The 17208-nt window shown below is 63.1% G+C and carries 8 protein-coding genes; 4 read left to right on the forward strand and 4 right to left on the reverse strand.

Annotation, left to right across the window (positions count from 1 at the left end):
* The 3 genes from Q4P21_RS13285 to Q4P21_RS13295 all read right to left on the reverse strand — a co-directional run.
* A partial coding sequence (locus tag Q4P21_RS13285) for an endo-alpha-N-acetylgalactosaminidase family protein (protein WP_303389234.1) occupies window positions 1–4386 on the reverse strand: 4386 nt, incomplete at its 3' end.
* A 261-nt stretch (window positions 4387–4647) separates the two neighbouring features.
* Window positions 4648–7863 carry a right-handed parallel beta-helix repeat-containing protein gene (locus Q4P21_RS13290; RefSeq protein WP_303389235.1) on the reverse strand — a complete coding sequence of 1072 codons (3216 nt, stop codon included), beginning with the start codon at window positions 7861–7863 and terminating at the stop codon, window positions 4648–4650.
* A 216-nt stretch (window positions 7864–8079) separates the two neighbouring features.
* Window positions 8080–9111 (reverse strand): LacI family DNA-binding transcriptional regulator, encoded by a 1032-nt coding sequence (locus Q4P21_RS13295; RefSeq protein ID WP_303389236.1) that lies wholly within the window; start codon window positions 9109–9111, stop codon window positions 8080–8082.
* 218 nt (window positions 9112–9329) lie between these two features.
* On the opposite strand from Q4P21_RS13295, the gene Q4P21_RS13300 reads away from it, so the two are divergent.
* Window positions 9330–11453 carry a beta-galactosidase gene (locus Q4P21_RS13300; RefSeq protein WP_303389237.1) on the forward strand — a complete coding sequence of 708 codons (2124 nt, stop codon included), beginning with the start codon at window positions 9330–9332 and terminating at the stop codon, window positions 11451–11453.
* A 112-nt stretch (window positions 11454–11565) separates the two neighbouring features.
* Here Q4P21_RS13300 and Q4P21_RS13305 read toward each other — a convergent pair whose 3' ends face one another.
* The gene (locus tag Q4P21_RS13305; RefSeq protein WP_303389238.1) at window positions 11566–13458 is read right to left on the reverse strand and encodes a lipase family protein; all 1893 of its coding nucleotides are present in this window, start codon (window positions 13456–13458) and stop codon (window positions 11566–11568) included.
* Between the two features lie 122 nt (window positions 13459–13580).
* Here Q4P21_RS13305 and Q4P21_RS13310 point away from each other — a divergent pair, with 122 nt between their 5' ends.
* The 3 genes from Q4P21_RS13310 to Q4P21_RS13320 are packed head-to-tail and all read left to right on the forward strand — an operon-like array spanning window position 13581 to window position 17115.
* Window positions 13581–14576, forward strand: a complete 996-nt coding sequence (locus Q4P21_RS13310) for a malate dehydrogenase (protein ID WP_303389239.1) — start codon at window positions 13581–13583, stop codon at window positions 14574–14576.
* Window positions 14577–14595: 19 nt separating this feature from the next.
* Window positions 14596–15378, forward strand: a complete 783-nt coding sequence (locus tag Q4P21_RS13315) for a LamB/YcsF family protein (protein ID WP_303389240.1) — start codon at window positions 14596–14598, stop codon at window positions 15376–15378.
* The gene (locus Q4P21_RS13320; RefSeq protein ID WP_303389241.1) at window positions 15379–17115 is read left to right on the forward strand and encodes a 5-oxoprolinase/urea amidolyase family protein; all 1737 of its coding nucleotides are present in this window, start codon (window positions 15379–15381) and stop codon (window positions 17113–17115) included.
* Window positions 17116–17208: the final 93 nt, after the last annotated feature.

Consider the following 17208-nt stretch of genomic DNA (forward strand, 5'->3'; position numbering starts at 1 on the left):
AGTCGGCTTGACCGTCGGCTCAGTCGTCGGCTCAGTTGTCGAGGCCACGATAGTCAGTTCCAGGGAACCAGTCGCCTTTTGATCGGCGGGGTTGGTGCCTGCAACTTGCAGCGTGTAGCTTCCGGCGGGGGTATTAGCCGGCACAGTTGCCGCAAGGGTGGCCACGCCTGCATCATTGGCGACGGCCGTCCCCAGAACCAGGCCTGTCGGCAGCAGGCTGAAGGTGGCCTGGCTGCCGGGCAAGAGATCGGCCACTGTGAGCGTGAACTTCTCCCCCGCCTTCAAGGAATCGCCAGCCGTGTCAATGGACAGCACCAGTGGGGCGGCATCCGTCACGTCAGGCTCACGTTCGCCCGGCTCAAAGCCAACCGGCGGAGTGACCACTGGTTCACTGCCGTTGGTGCCATACACGCGCATTTCGGCAGCAGCCGCGAAGCCTAGGCCGTTGTGGGCGTTGAGCGCCTCAAACTTCACGTAGCGGGCCTTGTGGCCTGCCGGGATCGCTGCGATCTGCATTTCCGGCACATCCTTGAAGCTGCCCAAAGCCACCGCGGAGCCCCAGTCCAGACCATCATTGGAGACGTAAATCTTGTAGTCCTTGATGCGGCCATTCTGGCCACCGGACTGGCGCTGTTGAAAACCAAATCCGGTCAGCCCATAGGCTTCCGACAGGTCAAAGACCGCCCAGTGCGGGTAAGGATTGGCAACATCGTCGTAGTTGGTGTGCCAGATGGTGGAGGTATTCCCGTCGATGACGTTGGCGACGGGCCCTTCAGCACCGGACACCGACTGCTGGGAATCCGTAGTCACGCTCAATTTGTCCAGTGGAACCATGCCGGAAATCTGCACCGGAAGGTTCACCTGGGCCGACACGGACTTGGTTGCCTGCTCGTTGAGGTAGACGGCAGTGGGTGTCAGCTTCGCGGTGGTGCCGCTGGAACCTTTTGCAGGGACCACAATCCAGGTGGTTGAAACCGAGGCTCCCGGGGCAACACTGTCAAAGAGGTTCCCGTCCTTGTCCTTGACTAGGAAGGTCCAGCCTTCAGGCGGTGTGCCCAGGCTCAGTTCAACGTTAGTAGCTGCGGTTTCTTCGCTGTTGACAAAGGTGGTGACAAATTCAGCCGGCACCTGGGGGGTCAGCGGCGGAACCGTGCCCGCTTCGAGCTTGGCGCAACCCGGACGGTTCGCGGCGGGACCCAGGTCCCGCACCACGAGGTTGTCCAGCACCATGTCTGTGGATCCGCTGCCGATGCGGCTCAGGCCAACCCAGGTCGACCCGCATCCGGCAACAAAGGTGCTGGAGAAGCTGTTGGTCGACAAGGACTCCGGGATGGTTTCCTTGTTGATTTCCTTGGTGGCAACCGTCCCCGGAACCAAGGTGTCAATGCCCGTCACCCACTGCCACTGGGAAGCCCCGTTGGACTGGTAATCGAAGGCAACCTCGTATTCGTGGCCGAAAGTGAACGGCAATGTCACGGGCGCGGTGCGGTAGGTCAGCCCCGCTCTTTCATTGTGCGCCTTCAGGGAATGCGTGCCGCCCTGCTCGGTGATCACATCATCCACCTGGCCAGCACCCTTCCAATCCTTCTGTGTGAAGGGGGCATGGAGTTGGCTGATGCTCGTCTGTGGATCGGACAGGCCGCCGTTATTGCCCTTGAAGAAGGGGCCCCAACCCGGCTGGTTTCCTTCAAAGTCCTCGACAAAGACCACGTCCCCGCCAACAGCCGGCAGAGTGGTGGGCACTACTGTCCGCGGGTTGGTCATGACGGAGTTCAACGGGGCGTCGATCGTGACGCGGACGTTGTCGATGCTCACCTTCGCCGTTCCCGCTGCAGCGGCAATTTCAATCGTCGCTTTTCCATCCGCAGGTGCCGTGAACGTCAGCGGGGCACGCTGGGCGTACGACTCACTCTTTGAATCCGAGGCCATGCGGTTTTGCATCGGTGTGACATCAAAGCCGTTCACTGCCGAAAGCCCCGTGCCGGTGGCCTTGAGCTCCGTGGCCCTGTGCTCGCCCTGGGCAATTTCAATGTCAGCCCCCACAGTGTATTTCTTACCCGGCGCAAGTCCTGTGATGTCTTGGGAAATGGACGACGCCGAGTCCCCCAGCACCGCAACATTGTCACCAAGCGCCGTGCGCTGGGCCGTGGCACCGCCGGTGGCATTCCACGCTGTAAGGTTTCCGGCGTTGAAGCCAGGATCAACCAACCCGGTGCCTTGGCCGTAGTTGGCGGCGGGCTGCGGTGCTTTGCCGCCAGCCGGGACGAGTACGTATGGTGTCGCTGCGTCGCCGGTGAGAGTCACTTGGCCAGCAGCAGCAGCAACGTCGGCAACCTTGACACGGCCATTATCGGTGAGCTTGAACAGCTCAAGTTCGCCGGTGCCTGCAAAGCTGTCCGGGAGATCAAAGGTGGAGGTCCCGCCGGCTGCATCGAAGAAGTAAAGCTTCGTGGCATCGTTGGGGTTCGAAACCGTGTCAGGATCCGTTATGTCCTGCCAGGGGATCAGGTACTTGGTGCCGTCAATGACCAGCTTTCCGTCGAGCGTGACCTTGCGGACGCCGTCAACCATGTCAATGGTGACCTTGTGCCCGTCGGCGTCCTGCAACTTCGCTGAGGTGCCTGCCAGCCAGTCCGTCAGTTCGTAGTGCTGGAGGAATTTGGTGGGCAGGTTGTCGCTCCACACCTTGGAGTAGGTGGCATTGAAGTCCTTCTGCCCCGACCATCCTTCGTAGTCTTTGACCACTTGGCCGCCCAGCAGCGGGTCAATGTTCCACAAGTCGCGGTCGGAGTTGGCAATGAACCGGATCATCTGGGAGCTGATGCCCTGGTTTCCACCGTAGTTTTTGTCATTGGCCCAGTGGGACCAAATGGCGTTGTTTTCAAAACGCGAGGCGTACTCGGTGGTGATTTCAAAGCCCATCTTCTGCAGGTTGTTGGCCAGTCCATCCGCCATCGCGCCGCTTTGCAGATAGGCGTCAATGTACAGGCTCTTTACCCCGGGGACCGTTTTGCGCAGTTCCTCGAAACGGTCCAGGACGTTGCCAGAGCCCAAGTCATGGGGCATGTCGATCAGGTAGGCGTTGTTGAGCCAGTCCCAGCCTCCCCTTCGGGTGCCAATGAGTTCCTCACTGAAGTGTTCGGCCTGGGCATACGCTTCAGTGGCGTTGACGTGCACGCCAAACTCGGCGTTGTATTCCGAGCCGACGTCGACGAGCGTGTTGAAGTCCTTGGCCCCACCGGCCCTGGTGTTGATGTCATTGCCGTAGTCGGGGTGGGCTGCGTCGTGCCCTTCACTTTGGTAGCCCTTTTCCAAAATCCACTGGCCCAGATTGTCCGTGGCCATCGAGAAGCGCTTCACGTTGTCAAGGGTCTTTAAGAACGGGTTGGTGGCGGTGCTGCCAAAGTTGAAGGGAATACGGGACACCACACGGTCCGGGATCTTGTCCGAGCCCAGCGGTTTTTCGGAATTTTTCCTGTAGGCAATGGCTGCATCCTGCCAGTCCACCGTGCCGGAGCCGTTTACATCCGCAGCCAGCACCACTGTTGCCTCGGGCAGGTCAAAGGTGGCAACCCGCGGATCGGTCGCTTCCTTCGGGTGGTAGGTGAAGGTGCCAGGGGAGAGCGTGGCGCGTTTCGCACCACCACCGCCGTCTTCCACCTGGGCGAACAAGCGGTTGTTCCACTCATTGTTGCCGCTGTCCTCAGTGGCATTGGTGATGATGCCTGCCGCCAGTTCGCTGGTGTTGACAAAGCCGTAGGGTGTGCCCACGGCGCCGGCATCGACGGCCGTTGCAGCAGTGATGGGCAGAATGCTGTCCTGATTGGTGGTGGTGTCGTCGGTATTCTTCGTGCGGGACAGCACCGCACCTGACTGGCCGGAATTCACCGACAACAGGGAATGCCCGGGAATGGAAAGCGTGTTCACGCCAGCCTCGCCCGCCCCTGCAACTTTCGTGATCTTGAATTCAACCGTGTTCTTCTGTGTCACCTCAATCGTTGAGGTGATGACAATGGCAGGGTCGGCAATCGTGGATTGGTATGTTGCCGTGGCACCGTTCACGGAAACGGTGGTTGTCGCCGTCTTGGCCTGCCCGTTGACAAGGAACGTTGTAAGCGCCCTGCTTTGCCCGCCGATGACGCTGCCGCCAAGGTTGTAGGAAACAACCTGCGGGAACGAGTCGCCTACGGCCACCACCAGGCCGTTACCGTTGGCCAGGGAGAGCGTTGCGGCATCCCCCGTTGCCGCCGAAGCCGTTCCAACCAGCCCAACAGCGGTCGAAGACATGATGGCCAGCGCTGTCAGCGTTGCCAGCGATCCCCTCATGTATCCCGCTTTGTGTTTCTGCCGGGAACTGCTTCCTGGCCGGATCTCACGATCAGTCATCTAACCACCTTGCTCGGACAGAGCCGGCCCGGCCCAGGAAATGGTGCCACCTTGGATTCGGGAGACCGCTGTGCATAACTGTTATCGATAACATCTTAGACTGTGACGCCCGCTACATTCAATGATCTGGAACATTGTGACGCAGTGGGATCCCCGGCCTGAACCACGGCCTGGAATCCACCCCGGGAACCACAAAGAACCGTGGCACCCCTGCTGTAAAGAGCAGGGACGCCACGGTTCTCGGATGTTGTGCCGGCCGCCTTAGTGGGCTTGCTTGCGGCGGCGGCTGAAGGCTGCCAATCCACCGGCCAGGACCAGCAGTCCGCCGGAAATGATCAGCAGCGAAACTGAACCCGCACCCGTGTTCGCCAAGTCGCCGTCGGTGCTGCCGCTGGTTGCTGCAGCGCTTGAGGTGGCGGGTGTGCTTCCGGCTGGCCGGGTTCCGGCGTCGTCCGTGGCATCGTCTGTCGCCGTGGCTTCATCCGAAGCGTCCGCTGACGGTGTAGCCGAGGTTGTCGGTGTCGCCGTCGCGCTCGGTGTCGCCGTCGCGCTCTCAGTGGGCATCGGTGTCGCAGCTGCCGTCACCGTAAGTGTGGCCGCTTCGGTGGTGGCGAAGCCTAGGGCGTTCGTGAAAACGGCCCGAACCTGCCAGCCATCCATGTCTAGGGACACCTGCGCAAGGTGCAGGGTATTGTCCTGTGCCTCAAGAAGTGCCTTCTGAACTGCGGGGATTTCCTTCCAGGCAGCCCCGTCGGATGAAGCCTCCCACTGCACGCTTGCCGCCGGGTTGGCGGTGGCAGCAGCGGTGAACACAACGTCCATCCCTTCAACGCCTGCCACGTTTGCGGGCTGTCCCGTCACGACGGGGGCGCCCAGGGGCACGGTGACGCTCAGGGTGGCAGGCTCGGAAACGACCTGGCCAGCTGGCCCGTTGATGAGTGCGCGGTACTGGGTTCCGTCGTCGGCAAGCGTCACAGCCGGAACGGTCAGGGCCGTGCCCTGTGCGCCTGCAATGTTGGTCCATACGCCGTCAACGTTGGACTGCCACAGCACTGAGGTGCGGGGTGCGCCTACAAAGCTGCTGAAGAAGTATGCGTCGTTGCCTTCTGTGACCGTGGTGTTCTCCGGGGTAAGGGAGGCCACGGGCGCCTGGACGGCCGTAGTCATGGTGATGTCATCACAGAAGCCAGCACCGGCTCCACCAGGCTTGTAGCAGTAAACCGTCACCGCCTTGGTGTTGCCGGAGTTAAAGGCAATGGTCGTGTATTTCATCTCCGGCGTCGAAACACCCACGAACTTCTGGTACTGATCGGGATTGTTGGCATCCTGGTTTGCGGTGAAGTTCTTCAGGCCCAGGCGCACTTCCGATCCGTCAGCCGAGGAGACCCAACCGCTGAACAGGTAGTCGGTGTTGGGCTGCAGTACCACCGGGAACTGCTCGGAGGAGCCCGCCCCGGAGATCTTCAAGGCAAAGGTGCCGGAAACTGCGTTGGCTTCATCACGGGACGTGTTCCAGACACCCCACGGGGTGTTGGCTGTCGACTCGAAGGAACCATCAACAATTCTGTTATCGACTTCAACCATGCTCACATCGGAGCAGCCCGCCGTGCCATCACAGTTGACGGCGACAGTTGTGGCGTCCAAGGCGGTGGAGAAGATGACTTCACCGTTGGTACCAGCCGGGGTTTTGAAGCCCTTGGGGTTTGTGACTGAAAGCGTGGCGCCGGCAGCAAGTGTGCCCGAAATCTTGTAGGTGGTGTTCGTGCGAACCGGCACCTTGGGCAGTGAACCACCGGCGGCAATCGTGTCACCGTGAACATCACAGCTGCTGTCATCGACTGCCGTGAACTGGAAAGCGCCAATGTCGGGGGCGCAGCTGGACGGCACGGGGTTGCCAAAGAAATCCACTGTTCCAACAGGGGCAATGGGCAAGCCCTTGGCAGCAATCCTGGAGTCCTGGATCTTGAACCGTTCCAAGCCGGTGCCTGCAGCAAGCGCCAGCTTGTCTGCGATCGTGACGGCTGTCGGGTCGGCCGGCCAGGCACCCCCGGGGCCGGAGAAGGCATTGTTGCGCCACTTGATGGTCTTCGCGTTGGGTGCGGCGCTGGAATAGTCGGTTACCGAAGCCGAGGCAACAATCAGGTTGTTGGCCATCAGCATTGACATGGGCGTGCCCCCGATGTCGTTCAGCATGACGTTGGATTCGTTCGGCAGGATGATCGTATTGTTGTAAAACTGGTTCTGAGTTCCGCCGGCAACAAAGTTGACGCGCTTGTGATCATTTTCCGAGACGTTGTAGCGGAAGGTGGCTTGGGTGGACAGTCCGCCGCAGCCACAGAAGAGCATCATGCCGCCCTCATTGTCGTGGCTGTAGTTGTACTGGAACAGCGTGTCATTGGTTCCGTAGTCAACATCGAAGGCGTTGCCGTCATTGTTTCCGGGGAGCTTCTTGGTCTCAAAGACCTCGTTGTACTGGAATGTGGTGCCGTCGGCATTCCACGACCAAACGCCGGCGTTGGAGCCGTTGGGCATGTTGGCCGTGTCGGAGACGGTGTTGTATTCCACGAGGGCGTTCTTGTTCATCTGGACAACAATGCCGTCACCGCCAACGTTCTTCACGGTGTTACCGCGGATGACCAGCCCGGTTGAGGGAGTCCAGGGCAGGCTGGCCCGGTCGGCCACGGGGCAGCCATCCCAGCCAACCTCGGCACGGCACTTCCATCGCGTGGACATGTTAATGCCGCTGCGGTTGACGTTTTCAACGGTGTTGTTCGCGATCACGACGTCGTTGAACCAGGTGGGTACACGCTCGGAGACAGTGTCGGAGGCGTAAACCTCAAACTGGATGCCGCCGGAACCCTTGAGGTCCTTTTTGCCTTCGCCATAGACATCATGGATGTTCAGATTTTCAATCCGGTAGTAATTTGCCTGGCCAATGTCCTGAACCTTGACGACGACCCCGCGACGTTCATTTTTGTAGCGCGCAGTCGTGTCGGCATCGATGTTGGTGATTTCCAGGTTGCGGATTTCCCAGTACTGCTGGTTGGACAGCTGGACTGTGGCGTCAACGCCTGCACCGTTGATGATGGGCTTGGCAGCGGCACTTCCATAGGCATCAATAACAATGGGGGCGCCCGGTTCTCCCGAACCCAGCGGCCGCAAGGTGCCTTCACAGGAACTGCCGCGCTTGAGCAGGAGCTGGTCGCCTGCAGCGAAGGTGGTTTCGTTGACCGTCATCAGCGAGTTCCACGGGCTGCCGATCGCACCGTCACCATTGGCAGCGGCACCACAGTCAAGAAAATGCAGGTTTCCGACGGCGGTGGCGGCCGCCGCGGCCGCCGGTGCGGCAACAGCACCGACACCGCTAACGGGCGCCGGTTCCGGGACGTTGGTTTGGGCGGCAACGGGGCCAGCCGCAACCAGCCCGCCAGCCACCAGTGCGGCGCTGAGCATGGTCAGCAATGCAGGTCTCTTCATCAAATTTCCCTATCGAGGTTGGGCTCTCGCACGATTCGACACAATCAAGTCTGTGAGCGTGCACACAATCGTGTGAACGGTATCACAGCACCGTTGGGATACGGGAAATGTTACAGATAACAGGTAAACAGGAAAACCCAGTCGCAGCAATGGCGGAAACGGATGAAATGGGCCCCTCCCCACTGGCGGTTCCGGAAGGACGGCTCACGTGACGGATCAGGCCGAGTCGCGCCACACGATGCTCGTGGGAACAATTTCATGGACATGACTGAGGTCCTCGCCGTTGAGCTGGCGCAACACCATGGAGGCCATGCGTGCCCCCATCTCCTCAACCGGCTGCTGCACAGTGGACAAGCCCGGAAACGAGCGCTTGGCCCAGAGGCTGTCATCGAAGCCGACGACGCCGACGTCGTCCGGTATGGACTTCCCAGCCTCCCGCAGGGCATCCATGGCACCGATGGCAAGGGCATCGCACGCGGCAAAGACGCCGTCAATGGAAGGATCCCGATGCAGCAGTTCCTGCATGGCTGCAAACCCTGACTCATGGCCCCAGTCGGGGGTGGGGATCACAAGGTTTGCATCAAAGCCCGCACCCAGGGCAGCGGTAAACCCAACAAGCCGCTCCTGGGCTGCGCGCATGGCCTCGGGGCCCTCGATCATCGCAATGCGCTTCCGCCCGGTGCCCAGTAGCCGTGCGGAAATATCCCTGGCCGCCGCCGCATTGTCCACATCCACCCAGGGAACGCTGCTCTGCCCTGCCGGACGGCCGGCCATTGCCGCCGGGATGCCCAGCTCCTGCACAATGCCCAACAGCGGGTCCTCGGCCCGCACCGACACCAAAATCGCCCCGTCGACGTAACCGCCTCGCAGGTGGGTGGCTATGCGGCCCAGGGTTTGCTCTGAGTCAAGGATCAAAATGACTAGCTGGAAGTCCGCATCCGAAAGGACCCTGTTGGCCGCCGTCAGCATGCCCCCAAGATTGGGGTCGTTGTAGAACATGTTGTGTGATTCGTGGACCACAAATGCAATGTTCTTCGTTTGCCGCGTGGCCAGCGACCGCGCCGCCATGTTGGGCACGTAGCCGACTTCTTCCACGGCGTCCTTGATGGCCTGCCGGGCGGCCTCGGAAACGTAGCCGTTGCCGTTGAGGTACCGGGAAATGGTTCCGCGGGAGACCCCCGAGGCGGCGGCGACGTCGAAGATGGTGACCCTCCGGGCACGTCCGGAGCCTTGCTGCTCGTTGCTCATGGGCGAAAGGGTTCCTTTGACTGGGTGTGCTCCCCATATTAGGTCAGGGGCCCTGCCCGCGGTGGGCGGCGCGGCTGCGCTGGAACCCCAAGGTGGACGGCGTCGAACTTTCCACCCCGCCTTTTACACGTCCTGCCAACTCTCCTATAGTGGATTCAGACTATGTGAGCGTTCACACAAACGTGTGCGCCCAGATCCGAGCAACGAGGTGCCAACGCATGATCCCCGCAATCGCCTATGGGGGCGACTACAACCCTGAGCAATGGCCGAGCGCGAAAGTTGATGAGGACATTGCCCTCATGCGCGAGGCCGGCGTCAATCTGGTCACCGTTGGCGTGTTCTCGTGGGCCGTGCTGCAGCCAAAACCGGGCGTGTTTGACTTCAACTGGCTGGACACCGTCATGGACAAGCTGCACGCTGCCGGCATCGCCGTGGATCTGGCCACCGCCACCGCCTCCCCTCCCCCGTGGCTCGGACACCTCCACCCCGACACGCTTCCGGTAAACCGCGACGGCGTCCGGCTCGGCTATGGTTCCCGGCAGCAGTTCAACCCTTCCAGCGCCACCTACCTGCGAGAGGCGCTGAAAATGGTCCGCGCCCTGGCCGAACGCTATGCACAGCACCCGGCCTTGAAGATGTGGCACATCAACAATGAATACGGCTGCCACGTCCACGAGAGCTTCGACCCGGAGTCGGCCGCAGCCTTCCGCCAATGGCTCAAGGACCGCTACGCCACGGTGGAGGAGGTCAACCGCGTGTGGGGCACCCGGTTCTGGTCCCAGCAGTACTCGGAGTGGGCCGAATTTGTTCCGCCGGCCGCCATGCCCACCTTGGCGAACCCGAACATGATGACGGATTGGAACCGCTTCTGCTCCGATGCCCTGCTGGCTTGCTACAAGGCCGAGAAGGGCGTGCTGGATGAGCTCACTCCCGGCATTCCCGCCACCACGAACTTCATGGGTGCTTTTGCCTGGGTCGACGGTTGGAAATGGGCGGCAGACATCGACATCATCACCAACGACTCCTACCCGGATCCTTCCGATCCCCGGGCCGCCCGCGAGTTCGCCTTTGAGTCGGACTTGATGCGTTCACTGGGCGGCGGCAGGCCGTTCATCCAGCTGGAACAAACCACGTCCGCGGTCCAATGGCGTACCCGCAACGCCGTCAAACGGCCGGGGCAGTACAAGTTGTGGTCGCTGCAGGCCGTGGCCCGTGGTGCCGACGGCATTTGCCAGTTTCAATGGCGTCAGTCAGCCTCCGGCGCGGAGACGTTCCACTCCGGCATGTTCCCGCACTCCGGAACTGCAAGCCGAACCTGGACCGAGGTTGTTGAGCTCGGTGCGGCGCTGAAGAGCGTCAGCGCCGTAGCTGGTGGCCGTCTTGAGGCCCCAGTGGCCATTGTCTGGGATTGGGAAAGTGCCTGGGCCCAACGCAACGCCATTGGTCCGGTGGAGATCGAGCCGTTGACCATTGCCAAGAGCTGGCACGCAACCTTCTTCGAGTCGGGCATCGCGACCGATTTTGTGCACCCGGACCATGACTTGGGCAAGTACAAGCTCATTGTGGTCCCCTCGTTGTTCCAACTCAGTGAAAACTTCGCTGCTGCCCTGGCACAGGCCGTGGAGCAGGGCGCCCACGTGGTGGTTGGTGCCCTGACAGGGGCCCTGAACGCTGACGGCCATGCCCAGTTGGGCGGCTATCTGGGCCCGCTGGCACCGCTGTTGGGCGTCCGCGTGCTGGACTATGCGCCGATCGGGGTTTCCCCGCAACCTACCGAGATCGAGGCGGCCGGGGCATTGGACGGACCAAACCTGGATCCCGCCTACGAGCCCATCAGCTCCATGGTCAAGACTCCGGCCACCCGCGCCAGCATACCGCTGGTGGCCGCGAACGGTTCCGGGCTGGGCGGCAATGCCATGGGCTGGGTTGAGGACCTGGAGCTTCTCGACGCCGGCGGGGCAGTTGTCAAAGCCACTTTCGACAGCCTGGACTTGCCCGATGCACCCGCCGTCACCCGGCGCGACCACGGACAGGGCGCCGCCTGGTATGTGGGGACGAACCCCGACGCCAAGGGGCGCGGGGACATCATCTCCGCCGTGCTGACCGAAGCGGAAATCACCCCTGTGCTGCAGGTCCAGGTGCCCGGTATTGAGGCGGTGCAGCGCGGCAGCGTGCTGTTCCTGCTCAACCATGCCGACACCGAAGCCACGGTCACTGGCCTTTCGGGCACCGTGCTTTACGACGGCGGCCAGCCCGCCAAGAGTGCCTGCAGGCAGGGGTCCGCGGTCACCGGCGGAAGCATTGCCGTCCCGGCCCGCAACGCCGTGGTGCTACAGCTCTAAAAGTACGGCCACCCCTGAAGAGCTCAAGAAACGTGCGGGTCCGCAACGGCGGCCGGACCTGCACGTTTCCGTCGGGCCGGGTTCGTGATGGCGGGCAGTGCGGCAGTCAGCGTCAGTTTAGGTCGTTGCAGGTGTCCGCGGCCGGCTTCCCTGCGATGCGATCCTTGGTCCAGGCGATCAGGTCCCCCAGCAGCGGCGAGCCTTCGCTGACAAGCCCCATGTGGTCCTTTTCTGCATACTTGCGGTACTCCAGTTCCTGCCCGTCCACACAACGCGCAGCAACATAAGCGTCCTGGACGGGCGGAATCACCAACGTATCGCTCTCTTCCTGAGCTATAAACAGTGCGAAGGGGATGGGCAGCACGGGAGTGTTTTCGCGCAGCCGCTCCCCCAACGCACCTTGCGTTGGATCCTTGCTGAAGATCGTTTTGTTCTTGTCGATGGCAATGGCGCTGATCAACGACACCAAAACCCCCGGCTCCGTCAAGCAACGAGTGGACATTTCCCGCACAAACGTCCTGGCCGTTGGAGCAATGTAGTCGTTGAAGGAAACATCCGGATACGTTGCCGCATAGGCTGCGGCCACGTAGGAGGCAAAAACGCTTCCTCCGGCAATCGCGGGCAAATTTTCCACCAAACCGATGGCATCGCTCGCCGGAGCCATCGCCACCACGCCGCTGATCTTGACATCGGGGGCGTAGCTGGCGGCGATCCCACCGGTCCACAACTCCGCCTGGCCGCCTTGCGAATGGCCCCACACCACCGTTCCCTCGGCCATGTCCAGCTCGGCTTGTTCGGCGTCGAGGGCTTTGGCCGCCCGCACCGAATCCAACACGGAACGTGCCTCGCCCTGCCCAATCAGGTACGGCTGCGGCCCCTGGGTACCCATGCCGGTGTAGTCCGTTGTCACCAGAACCCAGCCGTTGTCCACAATTTCATCCAACGCAGGCAGAGCCCCGGATGTAAACGGTTCCGCAAGGTTCGACGGTGCGCAGGCCGGCGCATACCCTGTGGTGCCGTGCGCCCAAGTGATGACGGGGCGAGGACCGGTGGCCGGTGTAAGAGACGTCAGTACGACGGCGCTTGCCACGGTCGGCGTCGAATCCGCCCGTGTGGTGGTGTACAGGATCCGCCACGCCTTGGTGCCCGCCGGGACGGCCGTGGTGAAGGGCTCGCTCTTGAGCAGGGCACCAGCGTGGGCAGGCAGCGTTTCCGGGGCGGTATAGAAATCTGAAAGCTGCGGTGCCCCATCACGCAACTGCACGCCTATGCCTGCCGCGGCCACAGCCAGCACGAGGGAGAGCACGGCGCCGGCCAGACGCGTCCAGTGCCGCAGCACAGTGGGCCGGCGGCGTACCGCGGTAGGGGATCCGGACCTGGCCTGGACCAGTGCGCTCCATATGCTGCCAAGGCCAAAAATGACTGTACGGACACCGAAGAGGAAAGCCAGCAGCAACAGCGTCACATCTGGCCAGGCAAGTGAAACCACACCCAGGATGAGGTCTGCGAGCGCAAAGACCAGTGTGGCCATTCGCCCATCGGCGGGAGTGCCGGTGCCGCGGAAGCTGTCGATCCCCCGGACCAGCCCGGAGACGATGAGTGAGATCGCCACCATCAGCGGCAACAGGGCCATGGTGGCGCCGGACCAAGCGAGCACTACGATGCCGGAGGCAATCCACCCCCATCCCAGGACCATGCGGGTCGCGGGGGCAGCTGCACGTTCGCGGTCGATCAGGTCCACGATGCCGGAGGCGATGAAGCTGGCTCCCACATAGAATGTCAAGGCTGCCAGGGAGGACAGCGGCTTGACCGCCAGTCCAAAGCCAAGCCAGACGCACACCAGCCCGGCAGCGAGCACCACCCACCACGGCGCCGCGGCCAAAAGTGCCGGCAGCGCCCTGGCACGCCCGCCCCGCAATGGCGTTGTCCCTGTGGCTTGGACAGATTCGCCCTGTGTGGATTGCTCCTGTGTGGATTGGCTGTGAGTGGAGTCTCCGTGAGGCATCCAGTCCCCTTCTGGTTCCCTTGCATGGCCTCTTGCAGACCTTCCATGACTCTAGTGCCATCTCCCGCGTCATGTGGGGCAGGCCACCTGAGGCTGAACGCATCCCGGGCTAGACTGGCCCCATGAATGCACACGCTCCCGCCCCTGTCACCGTCACCGTCACCGGAGCCGCAGGCCAGATCGGCTATGCCTTGCTTTTCCGCATTGCCTCCGGTGCCATGCTGGGCCCCGACGTGCCGATCAAGTTGAACCTACTGGAAATTCCGCAGGCCACACAGGCTGCCGAAGGCACGGTGCTTGAACTCATGGATTGCGCGTTCCCGCTGGTTGCCGGTATGGAGGTCTTCGACGATCCGATCAAGGCGTTCGACGGCGCAAACATCGCCATGCTGGTGGGCTCGCGCCCGCGCGGGCCAGGCATGGAGCGTGCTGATCTGCTCGCCGCCAACGGCGGCATCTTCTCCGTGCAGGGGAAGTCGCTGAACGCGGGGGCAGCCGATGACATCAAGGTGGTTGTGGTGGGCAACCCGGCCAATACGAACGCCCTGATTGCCGCCTCGCACGCGAAGGACATTCCGGCGTCGCGCTTTACCGCCATGACACGCCTTGACCACGACCGTGCAGTGGCGCAGCTGGCCGCCAAGACCGGTGCGGGTGTGGCGGACATCAGGAAGGTGGCCATCTGGGGAAACCACTCGGCCAGCCAGTACCCGGACATCAGCCATGCCACGGTGGCGGGCGCCTCCGCCACGTCCCTGGTGGAGCAGGCTTGGATTGCCGATGAGTACATTCCCCGCGTGGCCAAGCGCGGGGCAGAGGTCATTGCGGTGCGCGGAGGCTCTTCGGCCGCATCGGCCGCCAATGCCGCCTTGGAGCACATGCGGTTGTGGGTCCAAGGAACCCCGGCGGGCGACTGGACCAGCATGGCCGTCCCCTCCGATGGATCCTATGGCGTCCCGGCCGGGCTCGTCAGCTCCTTCCCTGTCACCACGTCGGGCGGGGAATACAGCATTGTTCGGGATCTGCCGATCAGCGATTTCTCCCGCACCCGCATTGACGCCTCGGTGGCCGAGCTCCAGTCGGAGCGCGACGCCGTTGCGGAACTGGGCCTGCTCTAACTTGCAGCACAGGGCAGCCATGACAGAAGAACCCGCAGCGCTGGCCAGCCACCTGGACCTCAACGCCGACGTGGGTGAGTTGTTGGGGCAGTCTCCTCTGGAGGGCGACGCCGCCATCATGGCCCAGGTCTCCAGCGTCAACATCGCCTGCGGTTTTCACGCGGGCGGTCCGTCCACCATGCGCCGCAGCTGCGCTACGGCCGCAGCATCCGGCGTCGTGATTGGAGCGCACCCCAGCTATCGCGACCTGGCCGGTTTTGGCCGCCGCTTCATCGATGTCGACCCTGATGAGCTGACGCAGGAACTGATTTACCAGATCGGTGCGCTGCAGGCCATCGCCCGGGCCGAAGGTGCCACCGTGCGCTACGTCAAGCCGCACGGCGCCCTGTACAACGCGATCGTCCAGCACAACGCCCAGGCACAGGCTGTGGTTTCAGCCGTGCTTGCCGTTGATCCGGGTTTGGCCTTGCTCGTGGCGCCACAGTCGCAGGTGCAGCTACTGGGGCAGGCCGCCGGATTGACGATCGTTACGGAGGCCTTTGCCGACCGCGCCTACAACCCCGACGGCACGCTGGTCTCCCGCAGCGAACCCGGGGCCGTGCTGCACAGCGTTGAGGCCGTGGTGGCACAAAGCCTTGACATCGCCTTGCGCCACGAGGTGACCGCACGCGATGGCAGCCGGGTCAAGCTCAGCACCCAAAGTCTGTGCCTGCATGGGGATACCCCGGGAGCAGTTCAGCTGGCGCGTGCCGTTCGGGCTGCTCTGGCCAGTGCCGGCGTTCAGATTGGCAGCTTCGCTTAAATGATGCCGGTCCGCATGCTCCCCATGGGGCAGGGGGCTGTGCTTCTGCAGTGCAGCTCGCTGGCACAAGTCATGGCCCTGGACGCCCTGCTCCGGGCGGACGCTGCTGGTAGCCCCACCCTTTCGGGAGTGCGGGACGTCGTCGCTGCCGCCCGAACCGTGCTGGTGCGCTGCGACTCCCCCGCCGCAGTGGAGCAGCTGAAGCGCCTGGTTGCGGCTGCAACACTGCCGGAACAGGCCGCTGCCACAGGAAGACTACACACACTGGCGACCGTGTACGACGGCGACGACCTCCAGGAAGCAGCCCGGCTCGCAGGCTTGGGACCCGAGGCTCTGCGCACCTGGCATTCAGGGCAGGACTGGGTGGCAGCCTTTGGCGGATTCGCCCCCGGTTTCATGTACCTCACTCCCACGGACCGCGCACTAGCCCTCCCCCGTCGCGACACCCCGCGCACCCAGGTTCCGGCGGGATCGGTGGCCGTCGCCGGGGAGTTTTCCGCCGTTTATCCAGGCCCGACGCCGGGTGGTTGGCAATTGCTGGGCCACAGCGCCGCCGTCCTGTGGGATGCAGCAAGGGCCGATCCTGCGCTCATCCAGCCCGGCGACATTGTCCGATTCTCGCCCGTGCGCGACCTCATCGCCCTGTCTTCCGGCCCTGACCCTGCATGGGCTGAGCCAGCACCGGCCCCACCCTCTCAAACCGAGCCACCACAAGCCGCTGGTTCCGCTGACCCTGCCGGGCAGTTCCATGGTTTGCGCGTGCTGGCACCCGGGATGTTTACGATCGTGCAGGACCTTGGCAGGCCCGGCTTCGCACACCTTGGCGTGACGGGTTCCGGCGCACTGGACAGAGCTGCGTTGCGCCGGGCCAACAGAATGGTGGGCAACACCACCGACCTTGCGGCCACCAGCGCCCACGCGGCCGGGGCGGCGGCACTGGAAACCGTCCTCGCCGGGCTCCAGCTGAAGGCTGCAGGCACCCACGTGCTGGCCGTCGCCGGAGGGCCTGTTGCCCTGCGCGTTGAAGATGAGGAAGGAGACCAGCGGCCTGTTCCCCTAGACACGCCCTTTGTGCTCCGCGACGGCGAAACCATCACGTTGCTCTCTGCCGCGGGCGACGGCGGCTTCCGCAGCTACGTTGCCGTGCGGGGCGGCTTCGACCTGCCGCAGGTCCTGGGCAGCCGCGCCACGGATGTCCTGTCCGGGCTTGGGCCGGCACCGCTGCGCCCAGGCGCCTTCCTGCCCGTGGCTCCGTACCCGCGCGGCAGCATCGTTGGTTTTCCCGAACCAGCTCCGCCACCTCCGGAAGATTGCTCTGTGCTGCGCTACCTGCCCGGCCCGCGGCAGGACTGGTTTACGCCGGAGTCCGTTGACAGCTTTGAACACCAGGAATGGGGTGTGGACGGACAGTCCAACCGGGTTGGATTGCGACTGTCGGGCACCCCCCTTGTGCGCGCTGGCTCAGCAGACGGGACGCAGCCAGCACTCCAGACCGGGGCAGGGGCCCGTGCGGAGCCGGCACCGCCTGCGGAACTGCCCAGCGAGGGGATGGTTGAGGGCGCGCTGCAAGTACCGCCGTCGGGCCTTCCGGTGCTTTTTTTGGCCGACCATCCCGTGACGGGCGGCTACCCCGTGCTTGGGGTGGTGCTCGCTGAGGACCTCGGCAAGGCGGCGCAGCTCGCCCCGGGAGCCAGGGTTCGCTTCATCAAGGTGCCGGTCAGCTCAGGGTTGGGCTGAAACGCAGCATCTTCCGGGCTACTCTTTTTTGCGTCCTCGCAGGAAGTAGGCGATCGGGCCGGCGAAGTTGATGAACGACGCCGCCACCCACGT

It is taken from the genome of Arthrobacter sp., from assembly GCF_030540645.1.
Classification (GTDB): Bacteria; Actinomycetota; Actinomycetes; order Actinomycetales; family Micrococcaceae; genus Specibacter.